The sequence below is a fragment of the Paenibacillus sp. DP01 genome (genome assembly GCF_044784315.1).
GTDB classification, from domain to species: domain Bacteria; phylum Bacillota; class Bacilli; order Paenibacillales; family Paenibacillaceae; genus Paenibacillus; species Paenibacillus polymyxa.
Map to the genome: position 1 here is coordinate 1,818,529 of NZ_CP173059.1, position 22,757 is coordinate 1,841,285.

At 43.5% G+C, this 22,757-nt stretch carries 19 protein-coding genes and 1 pseudogene; 14 read left to right on the forward strand and 6 right to left on the reverse strand.

Going from position 1 to position 22,757, the window contains the following annotated elements:
- Positions 1 to 20: 20 nt before the first annotated feature.
- Genes ACH59B_RS08080 through ACH59B_RS08090 form a run of 3 tightly spaced genes read right to left on the reverse strand, consistent with a single transcriptional unit; the run spans position 21 to position 2,696 of the window.
- Positions 21 to 614, reverse strand: a complete 594-nt coding sequence (locus ACH59B_RS08080; protein WP_404303612.1) for a PepSY domain-containing protein — start codon at positions 612 to 614, stop codon at positions 21 to 23.
- 22 nt (positions 615 to 636) lie between these two features.
- Complete coding sequence (locus ACH59B_RS08085) at positions 637 to 1,998, reverse strand: cell wall metabolism sensor histidine kinase WalK (protein WP_103042323.1); 1,362 nt, start codon at positions 1,996 to 1,998, stop codon at positions 637 to 639.
- The gene (locus ACH59B_RS08090; protein ID WP_090887791.1) at positions 1,995 to 2,696 is read right to left on the reverse strand and encodes a response regulator transcription factor; all 702 of its coding nucleotides are present in this window, start codon (positions 2,694 to 2,696) and stop codon (positions 1,995 to 1,997) included. The genes ACH59B_RS08085 and ACH59B_RS08090 overlap by 4 nt, the downstream gene beginning before the upstream one ends.
- A 189-nt stretch (positions 2,697 to 2,885) precedes the next feature.
- Here ACH59B_RS08090 and ACH59B_RS08095 point away from each other — a divergent pair.
- The 4 genes and pseudogenes from ACH59B_RS08095 to ACH59B_RS08110 all read left to right on the forward strand — a co-directional run.
- Positions 2,886 to 3,101: pseudogene (locus ACH59B_RS08095) on the forward strand (helix-turn-helix domain-containing protein); the annotation flags it as partial.
- Positions 3,102 to 3,133: 32 nt separating this feature from the next.
- The gene (locus ACH59B_RS08100) at positions 3,134 to 3,820 is read left to right on the forward strand and encodes a response regulator transcription factor (RefSeq protein ID WP_016820487.1); all 687 of its coding nucleotides are present in this window, start codon (positions 3,134 to 3,136) and stop codon (positions 3,818 to 3,820) included.
- Entirely contained in the window at positions 3,817 to 5,400 is a 1,584-nt protein-coding gene (locus tag ACH59B_RS08105; protein WP_103042324.1) for a cell wall metabolism sensor histidine kinase WalK, read from the forward strand. The genes ACH59B_RS08100 and ACH59B_RS08105 overlap by 4 nt, the downstream gene beginning before the upstream one ends.
- A 113-nt stretch (positions 5,401 to 5,513) precedes the next feature.
- The gene (locus ACH59B_RS08110) at positions 5,514 to 6,695 is read left to right on the forward strand and encodes a hypothetical protein (RefSeq protein ID WP_017426672.1); all 1,182 of its coding nucleotides are present in this window, start codon (positions 5,514 to 5,516) and stop codon (positions 6,693 to 6,695) included.
- A 68-nt stretch (positions 6,696 to 6,763) separates the two neighbouring features.
- Here the strand turns inward: ACH59B_RS08110 and ACH59B_RS08115 are convergent, their stop codons facing one another.
- Both ACH59B_RS08115 and yhbH read right to left on the reverse strand, forming a co-directional pair.
- A complete protein-coding gene (locus ACH59B_RS08115) occupies positions 6,764 to 8,209 on the reverse strand; it encodes a SpoVR family protein (protein ID WP_016820484.1) in 1,446 nt (481 codons plus the stop codon).
- Positions 8,206 to 9,372: a sporulation protein YhbH gene (gene yhbH, locus ACH59B_RS08120; RefSeq protein ID WP_031463169.1), complete on the reverse strand. Its 1,167-nt coding sequence runs from the start codon at positions 9,370 to 9,372 to the stop codon at positions 8,206 to 8,208. The genes ACH59B_RS08115 and yhbH overlap by 4 nt, the downstream gene beginning before the upstream one ends.
- Positions 9,373 to 9,535: 163 nt before the next feature.
- Between yhbH and ACH59B_RS08125 the strand changes: the two genes are divergently transcribed.
- From ACH59B_RS08125 to ACH59B_RS08145, 5 genes are all read left to right on the forward strand, one after another.
- Positions 9,536 to 10,255 (forward strand): response regulator transcription factor, encoded by a 720-nt coding sequence (locus tag ACH59B_RS08125; protein ID WP_193190554.1) that lies wholly within the window; start codon positions 9,536 to 9,538, stop codon positions 10,253 to 10,255.
- Positions 10,256 to 10,386: 131 nt separating this feature from the next.
- Positions 10,387 to 11,322 (forward strand): sensor histidine kinase KdpD, encoded by a 936-nt coding sequence (locus tag ACH59B_RS08130; RefSeq protein WP_226888706.1) that lies wholly within the window; start codon positions 10,387 to 10,389, stop codon positions 11,320 to 11,322.
- A gap of 145 nt (positions 11,323 to 11,467) precedes the next feature.
- Positions 11,468 to 12,391, forward strand: a complete 924-nt coding sequence (locus ACH59B_RS08135) for an ABC transporter ATP-binding protein (protein ID WP_017426675.1) — start codon at positions 11,468 to 11,470, stop codon at positions 12,389 to 12,391.
- The gene (locus ACH59B_RS08140) at positions 12,388 to 13,095 is read left to right on the forward strand and encodes an ABC transporter permease (protein WP_017426676.1); all 708 of its coding nucleotides are present in this window, start codon (positions 12,388 to 12,390) and stop codon (positions 13,093 to 13,095) included. Before ACH59B_RS08135 ends, ACH59B_RS08140 begins: the two co-directional genes overlap by 4 nt.
- Positions 13,096 to 13,108: 13 nt before the next feature.
- Positions 13,109 to 13,843, forward strand: coding sequence for an ABC transporter permease (locus ACH59B_RS08145; RefSeq protein WP_404303613.1), 735 nt, complete (start codon positions 13,109 to 13,111; stop codon positions 13,841 to 13,843).
- On the opposite strand, the gene ACH59B_RS08150 is transcribed toward ACH59B_RS08145, so the two are convergent.
- Positions 13,844 to 15,205, reverse strand: coding sequence for a lanthionine synthetase C family protein (locus ACH59B_RS08150; RefSeq protein ID WP_153794423.1), 1,362 nt, complete (start codon positions 15,203 to 15,205; stop codon positions 13,844 to 13,846). It lies immediately after the preceding gene.
- 197 nt (positions 15,206 to 15,402) lie between these two features.
- Here ACH59B_RS08150 and ACH59B_RS08155 point away from each other — a divergent pair, with 197 nt between their 5' ends.
- From ACH59B_RS08155 to ACH59B_RS08175, 5 genes are all read left to right on the forward strand, one after another.
- The gene (locus ACH59B_RS08155; protein WP_016820476.1) at positions 15,403 to 15,555 is read left to right on the forward strand and encodes an FDLD family class I lanthipeptide; all 153 of its coding nucleotides are present in this window, start codon (positions 15,403 to 15,405) and stop codon (positions 15,553 to 15,555) included.
- A gap of 75 nt (positions 15,556 to 15,630) precedes the next feature.
- The gene (locus tag ACH59B_RS08160) at positions 15,631 to 16,896 is read left to right on the forward strand and encodes a lanthionine synthetase C family protein (RefSeq protein ID WP_016820475.1); all 1,266 of its coding nucleotides are present in this window, start codon (positions 15,631 to 15,633) and stop codon (positions 16,894 to 16,896) included.
- A 50-nt stretch (positions 16,897 to 16,946) separates the two neighbouring features.
- Positions 16,947 to 17,624 carry a winged helix-turn-helix domain-containing protein gene (locus ACH59B_RS08165; protein ID WP_016820474.1) on the forward strand — a complete coding sequence of 226 codons (678 nt, stop codon included), beginning with the start codon at positions 16,947 to 16,949 and terminating at the stop codon, positions 17,622 to 17,624.
- Positions 17,599 to 20,853 (forward strand): lantibiotic dehydratase, encoded by a 3,255-nt coding sequence (locus tag ACH59B_RS08170; RefSeq protein ID WP_017426678.1) that lies wholly within the window; start codon positions 17,599 to 17,601, stop codon positions 20,851 to 20,853. The genes ACH59B_RS08165 and ACH59B_RS08170 overlap by 26 nt, the downstream gene beginning before the upstream one ends.
- 154 nt (positions 20,854 to 21,007) lie before the next feature.
- Positions 21,008 to 22,741, forward strand: a complete 1,734-nt coding sequence (locus tag ACH59B_RS08175; RefSeq protein ID WP_231124963.1) for an ABC transporter ATP-binding protein — start codon at positions 21,008 to 21,010, stop codon at positions 22,739 to 22,741.
- Positions 22,742 to 22,757: the final 16 nt, after the last annotated feature.

Below are 22,757 nucleotides of genomic sequence, written 5' to 3' on the forward strand. Positions count from 1 at the left end.
TAAGCAAGATCATCAGGGCGTCATGATTCGTCGTGATCCTGTTTTTCTTTTTCCCAAGTGATAGAGTCGATTGAGCCTGATACTGCATTGATCTGCACCACTGCCTCACGCCCATCTTGTATCTCAACCTCAACAAGATAATAGAGGCCTTTGTCATTGCGGTGCAGTTCAATATCATCGGATGTTCCATTCACTGCTTTTGCAGCAAGCTTGGCTGCTTCATTCTCTGTAATGACAAGAGAAACCGGGTCAGGTTTATGGACTGGATTTGATTTGTCACTGGGCTCTGAGGAACCGGGGGGGTGATCTTGGGGTTCCTGCTTTGCATCTGTATACATCTGTGTCAGCTTAATGGATTGAATGACACCATCATAGGCATTGACTTTTATTACATACTTCCCTTTGGTGCGTTCTAGCTTGATCACATAAAAATTATCCAAACGTTGGGATTCGAGCACCTCACCGGGATACTGATGCAATACAGATTGGACCACGGTTTTTTCTTCCAAGGGCGAAGCTGATAACGATCGTGCCCAGGGCCACTGTAAAAGGCAAATGGTGATTAATATAGCCGCTACCATACCTCCAATCATCCAGGTATAGATCGTTTTCATTGGTTTTGCCTCCTTTGGCTTATTATTCTGGAACAGTAGGGAGGATGATCGTTGCAGTTGTTCCACTTCCCTCTATGCTTTCTAGCCCAATTTGTGCTTGAATAGCTTGAGCAATTCCTGTAGCTAATGATAAGCCTAGCCCGGCCCCACCTTCCTCGCGGCTTCTGGCTTCGTCCACACGATAAAAGCGGTCGAAAACTTTAGATAACTTTTCTTCAGGGATTCCAATTCCTTGATCTGTGATTCTTATGCAAGGTTGAGCCGTACCGCCCACAATATCAATCATCAGGTGTATCGGCTCGTCACTGTATTTGCGCGCATTATCCAAAAATATAAATAAAAGTTGTTTTAATTTATTTTCGTCCGTATAGGCGATGCAGTCTGTTTGTACATCCAGTTGAATTTGTCTGGCGAAAGCATTTTCAAATGTAGCTTTCAGTTCTGTCCCTACTTTGGTCAAGCGCACAGGTTCTAACACGACATTCCATTGTTCTTCGTTTCTGGCCAATAGAAGAAGCTGCTCTGCCATATCCTTCATTCGGAGCGCCTCAGAATGGATCGCTTCAACGGATTCGGCAAAAATACTGGGATTCTGCAATCCCCGTCGTTTAAGCAGACTGGCATAACTTTCAATAATGGTTAGAGGTGTTTTCAATTCATGGGACGCATTCGAAACGAATTGTTCTTGGCGAACAAAATTCCGCTCCAGCAATTCAATCATGTCATTAAACGTTTCTCCCATTTCGACTAGCTCGTCGCGTGATGACGAATTGAGCGGAAGACGTTTGAATTTCCCGCTACGTTGAATCTCTTTCATCGTGTTAATCATGGATGTGATTGGATGTGTAATCAGTCTGCCCAGCAGTCTTCCCGATAGGACGACAGGAATAAAAGCAATTCCTGTGACTGCAATAAGTACGATTCTGAGCACCTGAAGCGTCTGCATCGTCGGTTGCAGGCTCTCGGTCACCTGAAGATTGACAACCTCTCCATTCGACCAAATCATGGGGACCGATACGAAAATATAACGGTTGCTTTCATAGGTAATGATGCGAACCTGCCGTGTTTCATTAAAAACGCCCTTCGCCAAGCTGAGAGACTGCTCTGATGAAGAGGTGATAGGGGCAAGAAAATCGCCTTCCGGTCTCATTAGCCGAAGCATACCATCCAGCGGCACATAAGCTCGTAGAAGATCCTCAGTGGCTACGGATACTGGAGCGCGTTGAATGCCATGAATCATGTTTTCTGCTGCGGCCTCTACCTGGTTTTTTCGACTGTCTATCGAAAGTTGGCTGAATAGAAAATAGACTAAGAAATTAATGACTACAAGTAAAACCCCGAATAGTAACGAGGTGTACGTATGGATTTTGTTCTGCAGCTTCATAACGATTCCTTCAGAACATAGCCAATTCCGCGTACAGTATGAATCAGCTCAGGGAGTTGGCGCGAAGGGTCAATTTTATTCCGCACGTAGCGAATATACACATCGACCACATTGGTATCACCAATATAATCAATGCCCCATACATTCTCCAGTAATTGTTCACGACTAAGTACCTGCCGCTGATGTCGAAGTAAATGAACGAGCAAGTCAAACTCTCGCGGCGTAAGCTCAATGTTGTGTTCTCTACGAAGAACTTCACGAGTACCTTCATGGAGACGTAAGTCCCCGGCACTAAGCCATTGATCTGCCACTTGTGAAGCCATGTCTTTCGTTGCACCTACCCTGAGCGCGGCCCTTACACGTGCAAGCAGCTCTTCGATCACAAAAGGTTTGGTAACATAGTCATTGGCTCCCAAATCGAGTCCCTCTACCTTATCTGCAATGGAACTTTTAGCCGTTAGTAAAATGACAGGAACGTTCGCATCATGTTTACGAATCCTTCGAAGGAGTTCGATGCCATTAAGACCGGGAATCATAATATCCAGTAAAACCAGATCCCAACTACCTTTGCAATAGGTCTCCAGTCCGTCAATTCCGTTTTTTTCTTTACTTACTTGATAGCCTTCAAATTCAAGTTCGATCTCTAGAAGTCGGGCAATCTTCTCTTCGTCTTCTACGATCAAAATGGATTGGTTCATAATCATGCCCTCCTGTAGGCGAATAGCCGATACGGAAGTATTTTAGCATATACGGACAGGTAAGACACTTCAAAGCACGGGACTGGGAGAGAAAGAGCTTAGCATAATGCGTTATAATTATGGACAATCCCCTCGATCAGATGTAGCCCCTATCATAGAAAGGGCATTAGCGACCGGGGAGTCAGTGGGTCACATGGCAGTGTTTTACTCAAAACATTATTTTATTATTTGGAAAACAGGGGCAGTCTGATAGATACAGCAAATTATTTTTTTATACATCATAATTCGGTAAAATATAGACTGGAACGGATACGCGACATGACGGATTTTGATCTTAATGATTCCCGCGAGCAGTTTATATGCCATACATGTCTAATACATTATTATTTGCGGGAGTATAAGTAGTCGAACGTTTTTTGAGGTAGGGAGGGAAGGACATGGATAAAAGAATACTGATAGCGGACGATGAGGCGAGTATTCGGAATGCACTGGCCTATGCGTTAAAGCGGGAAGGTTTTTTGGTGGAAACTGCCGTGGATGGAGAGGATGCATTGGAAAAAGTGCGTTTGTTTCACCCGGATGTGCTCATACTGGATGTGATGATGCCCAAACTGGGCGGATATGAAGTGTGTCGCCGTTTGGAAAGCCGAAAGGGCATCGGTATTTTACTGCTAACCGCAAAAAACGATATCGTCGATAAGGTGCTCGGACTGGAGTTGGGGGCGGACGATTTTATGAGCAAGCCGTTTGACCTAAGAGAACTGCTCGCACGTATTAAGGCATTGGTACGGAGACTGGAACGAGAAGGAGCGCCTGCGCCGGAAGGAACGGAAATAATACTGGACCCGTTGCGAGTGCGTCCGTCCAGTCGAACGGCTGAACTCGGAGCAAAAGCATTGGATCTGACCCCCAAGGAGTTTGATGTGCTGGCGCTACTGGTGTCCCATGCTGGAAGGGTATATACGCGGGACGAGTTGCTGGAACAAGTATGGGGCATCGATTATGCAGGGGGAACGCGGACGGTGGATATTCATATTCAGCGTTTGCGCAAGAAGCTGGAGCCGCACCAGTCGATGCTGCAAACTGTGTATGGAATCGGCTATAAGGCGGAGAAAATGACGTGAACGAACATCATTCACTCCATCCAGAAGGAAGCTTGCAGTCCACTGACCAGCCAAAGCGCCAACGTAAGCGTACAGGCTTGAGCCTGCGCTGGAAATTTCCGCTGGTCCTGGCGGCTTTACTGCTGTTTACTGTCGGTGTGCTGAGCTGGCTCGTACTTACCGGTATTCGTGCTAATCAGACAGACCAAATGGAACGCGGCTTAAAGCGTCAGGCGGAAATCGTGGAGATGCGCGTAAAACAGTCTTACCTGTTGGGAGTTCACCAATCGCCCGAAGACTTCATGAAAAAGCAAGCACCACAGCTTGCCGTGGAGCTTGGCGTATCCAGTAATATGCGCGTTATTTTATATGATGGCCGGGGAGATGAGGTCGGAAATTCTCTACCACTGGCTTATAGAACAGACGTCGGCCAGGCGCTTTCTTATGCGCTCCAAGGGAAAATTGCGTATATTACGGAAGGTAGCTCAGTTACTTATTTGGCTCCGCTGCAAGGTCCGGACGGCTTGCTGGGAGTGGTACAGCTTCATAGCTCAACAGAAGCGCAGCAGCAGTTTTACCGGGCGATCGCCCGCTTGTTTTTATGGACAGGAGGGGCGGTGCTGGTTTTAAGCTTTATTTTGGGCTTAGGCTATGTCAGCCGCCAGACGAGGGACATCGGACGACTGACTCGTGTTTCTGAGCAGATCTCGGCAGGGCACTATCCAGAAGCTCGATTGCTGCGACGTCAGGACGAGCTAGGAAGGCTGGATGAAGGGATGCTCCAGATGAGTCATGTGATCCGGGCTAGTATTACCGCGCTCGAGAATGAAAAGCTTCGGCTGGAAGAAGCAGTTCAGCGTTTGCGAGAGCTGGAGCAGCAGCAGAAGACTTTTATTGGCAATATCAGTCATGAATTGAAGACTCCGTTAACATCTATTCAGGCTTACGCTGATTTGCTGGATATGTATGGGGATGATCCCGAATTGGTGCGTGAAGCCAGAGAAAGTATCGGTAAGGAAACAAAACGGTTGTATGAGCTTGTCGAGGATTCACTGAGACTATCTGTGCTGGACAAATACGATTTTGAATTACATACGGAGGAAGTGGAGCTGCATTTGCTGCTCGAAGATGCAGGTAGCCGAATCCGGGGGAAAGCTGCGGCGCGTGGACTAAATTTTTCGATGGATACCATTCCAGCCAAGGTGTGTGGAGATCCTAAGCATCTAATGCATATTGTACTGAATTTGCTGGATAATGCAGTAAAATATAATCAGGACAAAGGCTGGATCACGTTATCCAATCGAGTGGAAAAGGACACTGTGATAGTGTATATATGCAATTCCGGTCCATGGATTCCTAGGGAAGAATGGGACATGATTTTTGAGCCGTTTGTTACCTTAAGCCGTGATCGTTCTCGCCAGGACAGTGGTACGGGACTTGGCCTGCCTCTGGCACGCAGACTGGCGGAGCGCATGGGTGGAGAGTTGCAGCTTACAGCTTCGGGCGGTACTGGGTTGGAAAATAGCAATGGTCATTCAGTTGCAAGTGGCAATGAATTTTCGCTCAGGCTCCCCCTGTTGGTTCACGATGGCTCTCAGTAGATAGCTTTAGAACTGAAAATGTTGTCTTATTTACAATTTGGAAACAATTCGATGTATTCACGAGATGTTCAGGCATTAAGCTGGGGGTAACGTTAACAAGGAGGCCGTTATACATGATGAAGAAAAACCTAGACAGCTACGGGCAAAAGAACGGCTTTCCTCGTCTCGAATATCCCTATGCACGCTTTTTCAGACACAAAGTCACAGGCTTGCTCATGACTGGCTTGATCGCTGGAGGATTGCTCAGCGGCTGCGGCATAAAAAGCGCAGGAGAGACAATTCCAACATCCGGTATGAAAACGGGGCAAAAGCTTACTGTGATTGACATGGATGCAGCTCGGCAGCAAGTATCGGACGAACTGGTGGTACAGTCCATCGACAGGCTGGGAGATGTCTACGCGAGGTCATGGCTGAGTGATGAAGAATTGATTGTGGAGCGCCAGAATCAGTTATGGATTCATAATGTAAAGACCAACAAGGAGCGAGTTTTAACACCAGGTCGTAACGCTCTACAGTTACTTGCTGTGGTATCACCGGATCAACGCCATGTGTTTTTTACGGAGGGCAGTGCCAGCAGCAAGTATGATATCCAGGGCTATATTTTAGAACTCAGCAGTGGTAAGGTTACATCGGTTGGTCAGCTGGACATGACTAACGAAGTGAGCTGGGGCGATAAGGATCATCTCATTACAGGTACACCAGACGGTAAGATACATCTGATTGGTCTGAACGGCAAAGCAGAAGAACTAAGCTTTCAAGATCCGAATCACTCAGAATTAATTGCTCATGTCGAGAAGGTGGGTAACGACATATTTTATACAGGCAATGATAAACAAGGGTATCCGGTACTGAATCGGTTCTCTCTCAATCATCCTCAAGCTGTGACCATTGCAGAGGGGGCCATGTCTTTTGCTGTGTCGCTTGATGGTAAATCTATTGCCATTGAAAAGCGGAAATGGAATACATCCGAACCAGCCCGTATGATCATTTTGGATGAACAAGGCAAAGAGAAAGGGATCGTGGGTCAAGGGACTTTAATGAGTCGTGGAAGCTGGTCCAGCGACGGGACCAAGCTTGCTTTTTCCATTTATGATGAGGATCAGCAAGGAATGAGAGGGCTGTATGTGTTTGACCAATCCACGGGTAAAACCACTCCCGTTACGACCGATATCCAATCCTATGACAGTCCAACAGTGTGGAGCCCTTCCGCCCGGTTTTTATCCATGTACCAGAACATTTCGGAAGGTGGAAAACAACTGAATCAGAGCTACATCGTCGAATTTAAGAAAAAGTAGTAAAAAAAGGCGCATTTCCTTCTTCGGAATGCACCTTTTTTAAATTAGGCTGGCTATTCGATTGTGGGTCACTGCACAAACTTGCGATGATGTTTCTTCCCATCATATGAAAATAAGGCGAGCTTCCCCTCAATCATCGTTTCCAAATGAACGGTACGCCCCCACAGTTGATATACATATGGAAGCGTGCGCTCCATATATTTTAAATCCAGCTCAATGCCTTCATACTGATGCTTGAGCTTTAACTCGCCCGTATGCAGGTAGTCTCCGTCCTCAACGACGATGTAAGGGGAGCCTCCATTTACGCGTGAGAACACAAGCTGATCCCGTATGTTTTCCCAGGATTTATCGGTAATTTTCCAATCCGGTCCCCGTTTCTCAAACACGTACAAATCTAAATCCTCTGTTAGCTGCTTGGTCATGTAATTGCGTATAAAAGAGGTGTCCGAATCAAACTCTCGCACCTCGAACATTTTAGCTCGGCCCTCGCCCGGTTTGCGTCCTTGGCGCTCTTGCTCCTCGCGAGTCGGGTTATCCCATCGCTTTTCAATATCTTCAAATATCTTCAATCCCAAATAATACGGATTCAAGCTTTGCTTGGAAGGCTGCACAACGGAAGCATTCAGCATGGCAAATTCAACAGTTTCATCCCCGGTCAAATCCAGTTCCCTGACAATCCGTTGATGCCAATAAGAGGCCCAGCCTTCATTCATGATTTTGGTCTCCATTTGGGGCCAGAAATACAGCATTTCGTCCCGCAGCATCGTCATGATGTCCCGCTGCCAATCCTCCAGTACCTCGGAGAATTCCTGAATAAACCAGACAATATCTTTTTCAGGTTCCGGTGGGAACTGGCGTACCTTGATCCCCTCGGTCTCGGCCGAATCATGCTGCTTTACTGTGTCCAGTGACCACAGATCATCGTAAGGTCCGATGGGACGCTGGTGTTTTTTAGGTTCTTTTTGCTCCTTGATTTTGAGTTCCATGTATCGTTGTTTATCTAGATGCCTTGGTTTGATGAGCTGTGGGTCTACATGCTCTTGTATCGCCAGTACAGAGTCAATGAAGGATTCTACGGCCTTTGAGCCGTACTCCATTTCATAGCTGCTGATCCGTTCTGCGGTGGCAGACATGCTCTCGACCATATTGCGGTTGGAGGCCGAGAAGCGGGCGTTGTGTTTGAAAAAATCGCAGTGCGCCAACACATGAGCGACAATCAGTTTATTTTGCACCAACGAATTTCCATCCAGCAGGAAAGCGTAGCAGGGATTGGAGTTGATGACCAGCTCATAGATTTTACTCAATCCAAAATCGTACTGCATTTTCATCTTGTGAAACGTTTTTCCGAAACTCCAGTGGCTGAAGCGCGTGGGCATACCATACGCCCCGAATGTGTATACAATATCCGCCGGACAAATCTCATACCTCATCGGATAGTAGTCGAGCCCGAATCCATCAGCAATCTCCATAATTTCTGATATCGCGTATTCCAGCTCTTTCTGGTCGGTACTCATCCCACTGTCCCCCCTTCCCGTTTGCGAAAAAAGGTGCGTAGGGCTTGGTATACCTCACCTTTTTCCTTGATGACATAGTACATAAACTGATCTGCCTTAATATTCTTGTAGGCTGACATCAGCGTACTGCTGCGATTATATTGGTTCACCTCTCCATAGCCGAACATATTGCTGCGCTTCATAAGCTCCTCAATTAGTTTCACACACCGTTCATTGTCTGAGCTTAGGTTATCGCCATCGGAGAAATGGAAGGGATAAATATTATAAGTGGAAGGAGGATAGCGCTTGTCGATAATCTCCAATGCTTTCAAATAAGCAGAAGAGCAGATTGTTCCGCCACTTTCACCGCGAGTAAAAAATTCTTCCTCCGTAACCTCCTTGGCTTCGGTATGATGCGCAAGAAAGACAATTTCCACCTTTTCATATTGGCGACGCAAAAAGCGAGTCATCCAGAAAAAGAAGCTGCGGGCGCAATATTTTTCAAAAGATCCCATACTGCCTGAGGTGTCCATCATAGCGATAATTACAGCATTGGATTGGGGAACGGTTTTCTCTTCCCATGTTTTGTAACGAAGATCGTCCGGACTAATATGATGGATGCCCGGATTCCCCTCACGAGCGTTGCGGCGCAGATTTTCGAGTATCGTTCGCTTCTTGTCAATGTTCGCTTGCATGCCTTTTTTACGTATATCATTGAATACGATAGATTCAACCTCAATTTGATCCTTATCTTTTTGCTGCAAATGCGGCAATTCCATTTCCTCAAACAGCATATCTTCGAGTTCTTCTATGCTGACTTCAGTTTCCATAATATCATGTCCTGGCTGGTCGCCTGCTTTCTCACCTTTACCTGGCTTCTGGGAAGCAGGATCCCGTCCGATGACATCCCCCACCTGACTGTCGCCATCCCCTTGACCTACATGCTTTTGCTTTTGGTAGTTATAAATGAAGCGATATTCATCCAGACTGCGAATGGGCACTTTGATAATCTGTTGACCGTCCGACATTATAATATTTTCTTCCGTTATCAGATCGGGAAGATTTTGCTTAATGACATCTTTGACCTTCTGCTGATGGCGTTGCTGGTCCTGGTACCCTTTGCGATGCAGCGACCAATCTTCGCGGGATACGACGAATGAATATGGCTGGCGTGGTTCCGTCATTGTTAGGCACCCCCCAAGTGGATACACGGCACAGTTTGGCCTTGTTGGTTATTAAGTATATTCACGGGGATGTACGATATGTGATGGAACTCGATTTAAATTCTGCCCGTTTGCTTTTATAATGAAAGTAAAAAATGTAAAAAAAGAATGGAGAACCTTGGTTATGGAAGAAATTGCAGTGCTTATCGTAGACGATGAACAGGGACTGCGAGATATGCTGACAACAGTTTTAAAAAAAGAAGGGTTTCTACATGTTAAGCATGCAGCCACGGGTCAAGAAGCGTTGCAAATCGTGATGGAATCTCGTATTGATGTGATTGTGCTTGATGTTATGCTTCCTGATCGTGATGGATTTGAGGTGTGTCGTCAGATGCGTCTATACACGGAAGCTCCTATTCTTTTTTTGACGGCAAGAGATACAGATTTGGACAAATTAATGGGATTTGGTATTGGTGGGGACGATTATATTACCAAACCGTTTAATCCGTTAGAAGTCGTTGCACGTATGAAAGCTCGAATGAAATATCGAAATGTGACAACAGCGGACATGAGGCCTGCCTTACGAACCTTAGATTATGGATATTTTTGTCTGGAATTGGAATCAGGTGTGTTGTATGTGCAAGACCAAGAGGTCGATTGTCCTGCACGTGAATGGCTGCTGCTGGTATTTTTGTGCAAGCATCCTAACCGTATATTCAGTGTGCGTCAGCTATACGAAGCAATATGGAGCGAGACCTTCCTTGGTGATGAAAAGACAGTAGTCATTCATATCTCCCGTTTGCGAAAAAAAATAGAACCTGATCCCAAGCACCCGCAATTTTTAGTTAATGTAAGAGGGCTAGGTTATAAAATGATATCAGTCAAGAGGGGGGAGCAAGAATGAACTCTCTCGTCAAGATGTCCTTTCGTTTTATAAAAGTAACATTATGTTTTGCTCTAGCCTATGTTCTTTGTTTTCTTATCTGTACTGTTATATATATTTTTATAAAAAGTACATTTGGTACATCTCATAATATGAATATTGATCTCTTCTGGATCGGACTTGGAATCGTGCAGAGCCTTGTGTTTATAGTTGTCTATGGATGGTATATAGGCAAACCCTTGGTGTATGTAATTAAATGGATTGGAAATATAGCAACAGGGGAATTCCAGGCACCGCTAAGTGAGCTAGAACTGCCAGAGCGCAAAAAAAATCAGAGAAATAATTATAAGCCTCCGTATCAATTGTATAAAGAAGTTTTTGAACAAATGAACATCTTATCTGCTCAATTGCGCAGTAATGAGGAAGAGAGAATAGAAATAGAAAAGCGAAAACAGCAGTGGGTAGCAGGCGTAAGCCATGATCTCAAAACACCATTATCCTATATTGAAGGATATGCAGCCATGCTGACTACTCAAGAGTATGATTGGTCCGATGAAGAAAAAAGAAGCTTTAGTATGGCTATCAGTGAGAAAGTAACGGAAATGAAGCAGTTAATTCAGGATTTGAATGCTTCTATGCAGCTCAAGGAGGGTGCCTTGCCGATCCAGCTGAAGAAGGAGGACATTGTGGAGTTTCTCCGCAATACAGTCATAGATATCGCTAACCATCCTTCGGCCGAGCAGTACGAATTTTCTTTTATGTCATTGGAGGCAGTATGTACCATGCCCTTCGATAGTAAATTATTAGGTAGAGCGCTGAAAAATTTTTTGATGAACGCAATCATTCATAATCCTTCAGGTACACATATTTCAATGGATGTAAATAAAGAGAGCGATAAGCTTCATATTTCGATCGAAGATGATGGAAAAGGAATGAATCCAACTGAATGTATACAGGTGTCTCATTCCAAAGAGCATGGCATATCTATTGCCAAAAGCTTTATTGAAGCTCATAACGGAACGCTTCATATTCTTCCGGGAAGTAAAAAGGGTACCAGGGTGGAAATTACTTTGCCGCTAAATATGTAACTCTTTAACATCTTTGCCTTCACATTTTGGAGTCCGCTCGTTTTTTTGCCTGTTGTTTAGGAACTGTTTACCTGATGTTAACTTTCCTTCTGTAAACTGTATGTAACTAAAACTTCAGCATTAAAAGTCGAGAGGAGATCAGGAAATGTCTGAATATGTAATACATACACAGCAGCTAACCAGGCGTTTTGGAAAACGAGAATTTGTCAAACAAATAAATCTCCAGGTACCTGAGAAGCAAATTTACGGATTTTTGGGACCAAACGGGGCGGGAAAAACGACCACGATTCGTATGCTACTCGGGCTGATTAAATCCACATCCGGGGAGATTGAGATTTTTGGGAAAAAGCTCAAGGATCATCGCATGGAAATATTAAAGGATGTAGGTTCTCTGGTTGAATCACCTGCCTATTATGCCCATTTGTCTGCATATCGAAATTTGGAAATCGTTACAACAATGCGTGGGCTGCCGACCCGAAAAATTCATAAAGTGCTGGATTTGGTGAGATTAAGCAAAGATGCGTATCGACCGGTAAAAGGATACTCCTTGGGGATGAGGCAAAGGCTAGGAATTGCCATGGCGTTGATTGCTGATCCCAAATTGTTGATTCTTGATGAACCGACGAATGGTTTGGACCCGTCTGGTATCCAGGAAATTCGGGAGTTAATTATGAGCCTGCCTGATGCTTACGGAATGACGGTATTGGTTTCGAGCCATCTACTAAGTGAAATCGAACAGATCGCAACCTATGTAGGGATTATTAATCAAGGAGAAATGATATTCCAGGGAACGATGAAAGAACTTACAGACAAAAGCAAGCCTCAATTATTCATTGAAACCCAAAATCCTGTTCAGGCTGCTGGAGCCCTGATGCAGCATGGATGGATTGCCGGAGCTGAATCCATGGAGCAAAAAGAGGTCATAACTCCTATTGTGGATCGGCAACAATCATCGGAGATGATCAAAGTGTTGGTAGAGCACAATCACCCCGTCTATCGGGTAAGGGAGAAGAAAAAAACATTGGAGGAAATATTCCTGGAGCTGACGGGTAAGGAGCGAAGTTTATGATACTCCAAGTTATCAAGGCGGAAGGATATAAGCTGAAAAAAATATGCTGGTGGCTTCCTCTAATACAGGGCTGTGTCCTTACAGGGATGACTGTCATGGAATGGTATCTCTACTTTCGTCAGGGGCCGGGAGGAGTCTATGCTGGTTTTGCGGTTATGTTTATGTTCATCTCGTTCGTGATGCTGCTTGGCGGTACACTTCTAGCAAGTATTATGGCGGGTACAGAGCATGATACCCAAACATGGAAGCAGCTTATGGCCATGCCGGTTCCCAGAAGCTACATCTACTTATCCAAAATGTTATGGATTGTGATTCTGCAGTTTGGTACTGCCTTGATTACGATAGCAGGGATGAGTCTCATCTGGGTGCTGTATACAAACGAGCCCATTCCTTGGCGAGTTATGCTGCTGCAGCCGATTAACGCCAGCTTGGCTACTCTGCCTGTACTTGCAATTCAACTTTGGTTGTCTACGCTTTTTACTAATCAGGCATTCCCGTTAGCATTTGGCATATTTGGTTCTATTGCCAGCTTGTTTTTGGCACGAACCAGTATTCTTTGGATTAAATTATTACCTTGGTCGTATCCGGCTCTATCAAGTCCTCTAATTAAGGGATACGTAATATGGGTGATCATTGCTTTATGTGCAGGGGTCATCTTCACAGGACTCGGTACTCTACAGTTTAGAAAGCATGAATTCAAATAGGAGGAGGAGTAGTATGGGATCCATTTTACGCGTGGAAGCGATGAAGCTTCAATGGGGCATGGTATGGATTCTCATTATATTAGATGCGGTTATCAATTCTTTAATGGGAGTCCTGGAACTGAACGATTTGAAGCAATTTTATGAGCCTAGCTGGTTAATGCTATACACCTATGCGGCGCAATTTCACTCGATGTTTTTTTATCCGCTTTATTGTGGAATTATCGCTTCTCTTTTGTGCGCATACGAACATCGAGACGGGGGATGGAAGATTTTATTGAGCAGTCCATATCCCCGTCAGCGAATCTATTATGCAAAATATATATTGCTCATTCTCATCCTGTTTCTTGATCAGCTTACATTCATAGTAGGATATTTTGTAGGTGGGTATATAGCAGGTGCTCCAGGAAAAATCCCTTGGTTGCTCGTCCTTTCTACCGGATGGGGAGGGTGGTTCGGGATTCTACCATTGGCAGCCCTCCAGCTTATGCTCTCGGTGAAAATTCGCAATTTTGGAGCTTCACTAGGAATGGCTATTTGCTGTGTGGTGCCTAATATTGTTATGACAGGCTTTCACTCTTCCATAGGCGCATGGTTTCCTTTTACGATTCCTTATTATATCATGTTGCCGCAAACAGCGAGCTATGCTCCTAGAGTTGAGCCTTATAGTCTTGGTTTGATTGTACTTTTTACGTTTTTAGCCTATCTATTTGCTGGAAGAAAGATGTTTGTGAATAGGGATTGGCTGTAGCTAGGATAGCATGAGCATGTAATCCCAGGGCATCTCTTTGTTCTCAGAAACACTTAATAAAGCAGAAGCAATCCCGGCGACGCCTTCAAGCAGGCCTGCTTTTGTCAGCCAGGCCAAAGAGCTGTCTGCCCTTGGCTCGGGGTCCAGATATCCAAGTGGGCTATCGGCTTGAAAGCGATCTATCAGCTGACTGGTTAAGTGTTGAATAAGCGGGATAAACGCTGGTTCCTTACTGTGACACCACATTCGCCAGGAGATCGTAAGTAACCCGGCAAGACCATGACACAATGCAGAGGAGTCCATTTCCTGCTTAGTAACCTCATAGGTAATGGCACCGATACAGGCCTTCACAGCCATTTTTTGCAGTTCTTCATCATGAAGAGCCTTCCCGGCAAGATATAAGGAACAGGCAACGCCGGGAGTACCGTAACACCAGGCTTCTCTTGCTCGTTTTAAATCTAACTGTAAAGAGGCTGTTTCAGCTTCAAAAGGAACAATATGAGGCCAGTAGTAGCCGTATGTATCCTCATTTTTATACTTAAGCAGCCATTCCGTAATCGTTTCAATCGCTTGATATTGGCCTTTTACTTCAATTCCAGAACTGTAAGCTACAGATAGTAAGGCCAGTGGTCCGGGAATGCCGTGTGCCATTCCGCAATTGAAATTACCCATAGCATAATTGCTTTTATCACGATCCAAAAATTGGAACTTTTGCGGAGAGTACCAGCCTGGAACATAGCGGTTGTGAATTTTTATAGGATATGTGAGATCGGTTAAAAATTGAAGAATAGGCTCGACAAGAGGAGCACAACTAGGATCGGTTGAGTTCATCACAATATATCTCCCAATCCCGGAGGCTCCTGAAATCGTATCAAAGGATTGCATGGGCATCCCTTCGTGCAGAGCTAATTGTGCTGTATTCAATTGCAGCCATTGTTCTGTCAGAGGAATCATCCATTCATGTATTTGCTGTAAAAAATGGCTGTAGTATTCGCCATGATTGGAGGCTTCTCTCACAGAAGAAGCGATGCCGGTCCAGCCGCTGTAAAGTGAGACATTATTCAGACCTTTTTTAGCAAGTGAAGCTTGAATGTGCTTCATATTCAAGTAGATTGCCTGATTCCAATCATACGTGGAATCTGAAGCACGACATTGAGATAGTAAAAAAATATTACCCGGATAACCGTGTGAAAGCGAAGTATCTCCCCATGGGTGATATTTTGTTTCGGGTGAAATATTTTGCTCTGCGTGGACTGCTTTGTAGACCGATTCAGGGTTACTCAGGCGCAAGGCGATTGTTGTACTGAAGTCTTTTGCCTGTAATTGCTCGCATGCTTCCATAACAAAATGGTCCGTTTTCATACGAATGCCCCTTTCATTTTTTCCTTCATTATATTGTTGCTCAAAGCTGGCGAGTTGTCCTTAAAAATTCTAAAAAGTAACGAGGGATTATCTTAATTGCATTCACTAAATTTAAGATGGATGTAAGAGTTTTATAAAGTCTAGTTAAGATTATATAAATTATAATAAAATTGTAAAAAATAAAAGGAGGTAGCAAAATGAAAAATCAATTTGATCTGGACTTGCAAGTTGCCAAAAATGAGGTTGCTCCTAAAGAGGTTCAACCAGCTAGCGGTCTTATCTGTACTCCTTCATGTGCAACAGGTACTTTGAATTGCCAAGTTAGTCTTTCTTTCTGCAAAACGTGTTAATAACGAGAAACAAGGTACAAAAGGCACGGTTTTATAACCGTGTCTTTTCCCGGTTATAAAATAGGGGGAGGAATTATGGTTGGAGATTTGCAGGAAAGGTCAGTTGAGATCAGCAAAAATATTACACAAAAACTGATAGACCTATCATATACAGAAAAAATAGTTCATCATAGAAACAACCTTTCACCTTCGCGTGGGACGGCCCCTTGGAATCCCGGCTGGCTTGCTGATGGAGTTCCAGGTGTATTCGTGCTGTTGGCCGAGTGGGGTTATCTGAAACCTGATCAGAATTGGGCAGAACATGTGCATACACAGTTGTTGTATTTACATCGCAATTCTTTAATATTACTACCCGATATATCTCTGTACTATGGTTCTACAGGTGTAGCATATGGAATATTGCTTGCCTCAAATAACAGAGCTAATTATCAGCAACTGTTAAATCAAATAAATGATTATATTCGTACTCAATGGGTAAAGTCACCCGTTATAAATACAATTACAGAGTTCAGCAAGCAGATGGACGTTATCCACGGCCTGCTCGGAGTGGGCAGATACACATTAGAGATTCCTGAAGACGACGAGAAGATGTGCAATCTGACCCATCAACTATTAGATACTATAACGCACTTTATACCTGAATATATACATTCGGTATCAAGGGGAAGTTCGACTTCGATTCATCTAGGAATGGCGCATGGCATCACCGGAATCCTTGCACTACTTGTCACTGCCCTACAAAAAAAGATTAGAGTTAAAGGATTACATGAGGCTATAGAATATATAGCCGATTTTTTGCTTATTCAAATTCAGGAGGATCAATATGGTTTGTATTGGCCTGTAAGCTCTCAAGCGACTTCAATGAACAAGACAGATAACAAAGAAGGAATGAGAGAAATTGAAGGCTGGTGCCATGGAACCTGTGGGATAGCATGGACTTTATTCAGAGCAGGAATGGAGTGTAGCAATGAAGAATGGACAAAGATAGCTGAACAAGCTATGAAATCCGTATTTTGCTTGGATGATGAGCTTTTAAACGCGCTATCCCCCACTTTCTGTCATGGATTGGCGGGTTTGCTTCATATGGCTCATAGATTCTATTACTTCACTGGTAATCAAGCTGCATTAGGCTTTGCCGACCAAATAGCATTAAAGTTGATGAATCTATACGATGAAGAGCTCCCATTTGGTTATCAGGACTTGGAGGGGACAACTCATGTTCATAATATAGGAATACTGCAAGGGGCAACAGGAATTGCATTAAGCTTGTTGGACTATGGAGTAGGGAAGGAACAACCTAAATATTCAGGGAGATGGAGTGAATTGTTTCTAATTTCGTAAAAGCTCTGTCTTAACTGCTTATCTGAAGCCGTGTTTTTGGGGAGGATTAGATGAAACAAAAATTTATGGTTATATCATCCTTTAAGAAGATTAAGCATTTTTTTGAGACTTTAAGCACTCCAGAAAACATTCAAATTATGTTTTATGATTCGCTTTACCAGGCTCTACCGGATATTGATGAGCAGTGCATCGGTGTAGCTTTGAATCAGGATCATGTAACGCTAGAGGATTTATCTCACTGGCACACCATTAAAGAGAAATTTACAGTCCCATTTATCTTCCTATCCTATCATTGTGATGACAAACGGCAATTGGATCTCCTCAAACAACTGCTTTCCATGGCTTCATCTGAATATGGTCTGGAAAGAGATCAGGAGGCAATTAGTTTATCACCCAATGTCATTTTTGATCCTGCTGGTAAGGTTATTTGGAAGCAAGGACATGAGCATATGCTGACGATGATGGAATTTCGATTATTGATGTATCTCCTTACAGCGAAAGAGTGTGCATCCACGATTGATCACATTATAGACAGAGTATGGGGAGTTGATGCTTTTACTACATCTAATACGGTGTATGTGCATATCCGAAAATTGAGAGAGAAAATAGAAGATGATCCAAGTCATCCGAAAATACTGGTAACATGCCATGGAATCGGTTACAGGTTGAATATATTTCCTAAAAACTTGGAGGTGGCCAGTTGTGAAGAGACAACTGCATTACACTGATGCTCATAACCTACATAGAGAACCGAGAGATAAGAATGAACGATGGTTCAGCGCATGTGATTATTTTCTAATCAGAGCCCCATTACTACCGTTAGAGCAATATTTTGAGGTGTTTTCGGATCAAGATGTAGATAGCCATCTTTCTTTGGAGGAAATCACTCGTCGACTAAAGCTTGTGTCCCGTGAAGCTGTTATTCGAGAAGCTATTTCATTGGCCTCTCCGTCCCTTATGCAGTTTCTACACTACTTGAACGATGACGATGCTTTGGAAGATAAAGGAGAGTTACAAAAGTATGAGAAGACGCTAAATAGTTTTTATCGTTATTTTATTCGGATGACTACTCGAACGACTCCATTTGGATTATTTTCAGGGGTGGGGCAAGGGATTTGTAAGGATACTACCCATTTGGACATAGGTACCTATCATCAACATCTGAAGAGAGCTAGACCTGACATGGAATGGATATATAAGATTATCCGAAAAATGGAGTCTGACCCAGTCATATTTGATCAATTAAAGGTTTTTTTAAACCGAACGGTTATGATCAAGGGCGATCGCGCCAAATTACCATTTCGGCCTAAGCATGGAGCGGCAGAAACCGATGATTCGGCCGAAATGTTTAGTTCCATTCGGCTTACGGACGTCGTTCGCCTGACGTTTGAAGCTGCTGAGCATCCGATTCAGGTGATGGAGCTTAAAGAATTACTATTGAAGGCATTTCCTGACGCTACTACGGAAATCATCGCTCATTTTTTGCAGCAGCTTGTAGAGCAAGAGTTTATTTTGAGCGAGCTTAGACCTCCACTGATGGATCACTCACCTTTTCATTACATATTTGAAAAAATTAAAAAAATGGACATGTCTGATTATTGGACTGACATTTTACACGAAATTGATATTTTATTACGACAATACAATCAGTGCATGATTGGAGAAGGAGAGAAGGCCTACCGGGAACTATGTGGAAAAATGCTAGATATCATTGCTGTAAAAACGCCTGTACAGGTCGATGTCAAATTAGCTCAAGAAGTAACGCTGCCGAGACATGTGCTCGATGATGTTGCATTAGGAGCTGAAGTCATGTGCAGGTTGTTTTCATCCCCAAAAATGGATGAACTGGACGAATATTTAAATCGTTTTTTGGAAAAGTACGGAGTGTACCAGGAGGTCCCTATCAATGAACTGTTTGATGAGGATTGGGGACTTGGTATACCAAAGACGTATCGTACCAATGAGAAAAAATCAATGGGCATGGAAGCATTTAAACGCAACGCAGTTCTCTTTCAATGGCTTTCGAATGCCATTGCCAACCATGACATAGAAATCGTTCTTTCAGATGAGCAGTTGGAGCAGCTGACGATATCCGATAATGATGACACTTCCCCGGAATCTATGGAGGTATACTACAGTATATTTGCCGAATCACCTGAAAAAGTTGATTCAGGAGACTATAAGCTTTTACTTGGGCCCAGCGCCGGTTCTAATCGGGCAGGTAAAACTTTTGGACGTTTTCTGGATATGTTTAGTGAAGAGTATGTTCAGAAATTCTCTGATATTTATGATCATCACCGATGCTTTCATCCCGACGCCTTGTTGGCAGAGATGGTTTTTATGCCTGACCAGGGAAAAATATCGAATATATCACTGAGCAAAAATTTTATGGAATATGAAATCGTGTCCGGAACGACCTCTTCTAAAGATGAGGAGCAGACACTACACATGGATGATTTATTGATAGGTGCAACTCACGACCGTTTCTATGTCAAGTCCAGGCGTTTGGGTAAAGAAATCATCCCCCTGCAAACCCATATGCTTAATTACAAGCTTTCACCGCATGTATTCAGATTCTTGACCGATATCACCAACAAAGAGCTTGGCACATGGTCATACTTTGACTGGGGGCCACTAGAGCAGTCTCCTTTTTTGCCAAGACTTGTATATGGAAAAATTGTTATTAGTGCTGCGCAGTGGAGGCTTGGCAAGGCTGCATTGAATATTTCAGATTTAACTGAGCCTCAAGCAAGGGAGGAGCTTTTTCATACTTGGAGAGAACAGTGGAATGTGCCACGCTATGTTTATTTAACGATGGGAGATAACCGACTGTTATTGGACCTGTGCAATCTCTTCCATATCAAAGAATTGCTTCGTGAGATGAGCAAGATGAGGGAAGGACAGGAACTGCTTCTTACCGAGTGTTTGGGCGATCCATTCCATACCCCGCTACATGGGACCGCTGGAAGATATATGGGGGAATTTGTGTTTCCGCTCAAGAAGAAAAAAATAAAGGGGAAGCCGAGTATTCCAAGTTTACCCCACAAGATGGATTCTCAAAAATTCATGGCTTATACCCCTTCGGGCATTCATAGAGGGTTCCTTCCAGGAGGTGAATGGCTGTACCTTAAATTGTATGGAGTCAAGGAAAGGGAAACGGATCTTATTTCCTTAAGCTTGGATCAACTCCGAAATAACCCGGAATTTGAGGATTGGAGTAAAAAATCTTATTTTTTGCGGTACGTTGATCCTGAGCATCATATTCGTCTGCGGTTTCAAGGAGAGCCAGGTCAACTATGGAGTGCTGGCTTGGCGCAATTAAATCAGTGGGCAGGTGAGCTGCGTGAAGAGGGACTTATCACACATATGGTACTGGATACATACCTTCCTGAGTTGGAGAGGTATGGAGGGCAGACACTTATGGACCTGGCAGAACAGGTTTTTGACGTGGATAGCCGATGGGTTATCGCCTATATGGCAGGAATTCGTTCCAAAGCTTTCAATCTGGACATAGAGATTGCAGCTGTGATTAACATTATTCACTATTTAAGCAGCTTTGGTTTAACGATTCAGGAGCAAGTGGACTGGCTAGAAGGTAGAATTGACAGCAAGCCTTATATGAAGGCGTTCAGGGATATTAAAAAAGCATTGATTACCGCTGTAGAATCGGAATATGAATGGATTAGACAAGCGGATACGGCTACACAGGTCGCTTTGTTGGCACTTGTAGAAAAAAGACAGGCCATGATTCAACAGTATGCTCAAGCGATAACCCTGGCTGAAAACAATCATGAGCTTACGAACCATGCTAATGATATTTTAGGCAGTATCATTCATATGCACCTGAATCGTCTGCTGGGTGTAAATCGGGAACGGGAAATGAAATGTATGGCTTTGGCAAAGCATACAGCGGCCAACCTGTTGCATCGGAAAGGAGTGCGCCATGTCACAGTCTAAAGGACAAACCAATGACCTGGTTTCCTTGTCCTACCAAAATATATTTCGTACCTTTTTATTTTGGCCTCGTATATTCAGGCTGCTTTGGGACACACACCCTACTTTTTTGATCGCTATACTTATTACAAATTTGTTGAAGGGTGCCGTTCCTGCTGTGATCCTTTTAGCAACGAGGGAATTAATTAATAGTGTTGTGGCAGGAGCGTCAGGAGGAAGCTTTCAGCCTGTTTTTATAGCTTTTGGTGTTCTAATAGGTGTCAATTTGCTGTACGATCTGATCAATATTGGGGAAAGCTTTTTTCGTAAAATGTTTCAAAGCCGGCTATCAAACCAGGTAAATATCAGAATTATTGAAAAAGCACAAAAGATGTCTTTGCAGTCGTTTGAGGATGCAGATGTGCAAAATATGCTTCAACGTGCTCAGGGAGAAGCAGATTACAGACCATTTGAAATATTTACTCAGATCCTCGCCATTATGAGCAGTGTGGTAACCTTATTTTCGACGGGTGCTATTCTTATTGCGTGGAGATGGTGGGCGTTTTTATTCATTTTTCTCATTCCATGTTTGTCATTCTATTCCTTTTTACGCATTGGGCAAAGAGAATTTAATGTTCACTTTCAAAGAGCAGGAAGACAACGCGAATCCTGGTACTTGTCTTTTTTGGTGACGAGAGATAATAGTTTTAAAGAAGTGAAAATATTTCAACTGGGAGATTATCTGCGAAAAAGGTATAAAACAATACTCGAAGGGTTTTATCGTGAGGATAAAGTGCTGGCGGTTCGTAGATCCTATACTTCTCTTGCATTTCAGATTGTGAATCAGGGTGCATGCGCATTTATTATTTTCATGGCCATACAAGCCACTTATGTTGGTCAAATTTTAGTGGGGAACCTGGTGAGCTTAATTCAAGGTATCACGTTAACCCAGTCAACGTCGCAGAGCATTGTACAAGGTATTTTAAGTCTGTGTCAAAATAACTTGTATATTAAGCAGCTTTTTGACTTTCTGGATATGCCGGAGGAAACGAAAATGCAAAAGTCAGTTCAACACTTGCCTTTGTCCGCTATACACAGTATTGAATTTCGAAATGTATCGTTTAGATATCCTAACACGGAGGAGAATGCCATCTCTAATGTTAGCTTTACTCTTCATCAAGGAGAGAAGCTAGCCATTGTAGGGAGAAATGGATCGGGTAAATCAACAATTGTGAAGTTACTCACTCATCTGTATTCTGATTTTGAAGGAGAAATCTTAATTAATGGACACTCAATACACGAATTGGATAAAGACAGCTTTAGGGGAAAGATAGGCGTCGTTTTTCAGGACTTTGTACATTATGAGATGTCTGTTAGGGATAATATAGGCTTTGGTCATGTGGCTGCCAGAGAAAATGATGAGGCCATTTGGACAGCTATTGATAAGGCAGGCATTGTAGATTTGATAGCTGGTCTGCCAGAAAAACTGAACACTCTGCTTGGAAAATGGTTTGAAGATGGACAACAGCTATCTGGAGGGCAGTGGCAGCGCATAGCAATAGCTAGGGCTTTTATGAGAAATGCTGATATCTATGTGTTGGATGAGCCGAGTTCTTTTTTAGACCCACACGCAGAGAAGGAAGTTTTTCAAAAATTTGATCAACTTGTTCACGAGAGAATAGGAGTATTTATTTCACACAGATTGTCCTCCGCACGTATGGCGGATACCATTATTTTAATGAAGGAGGGCAGAATTGTGGAAGCGGGCAGTCATAAACACTTAATGGATATGGACGGAGTATACGCTGAAATGTTCAGGCTACAAGCATCTTCGTATCTTTCACAAGGAGAAAGTGAACTTGAGCAAGAGATGCTGTCACCTCCGTTGGTAAAGGCGACAGGCGGATCGTAAGAAAGGACAAATCCCC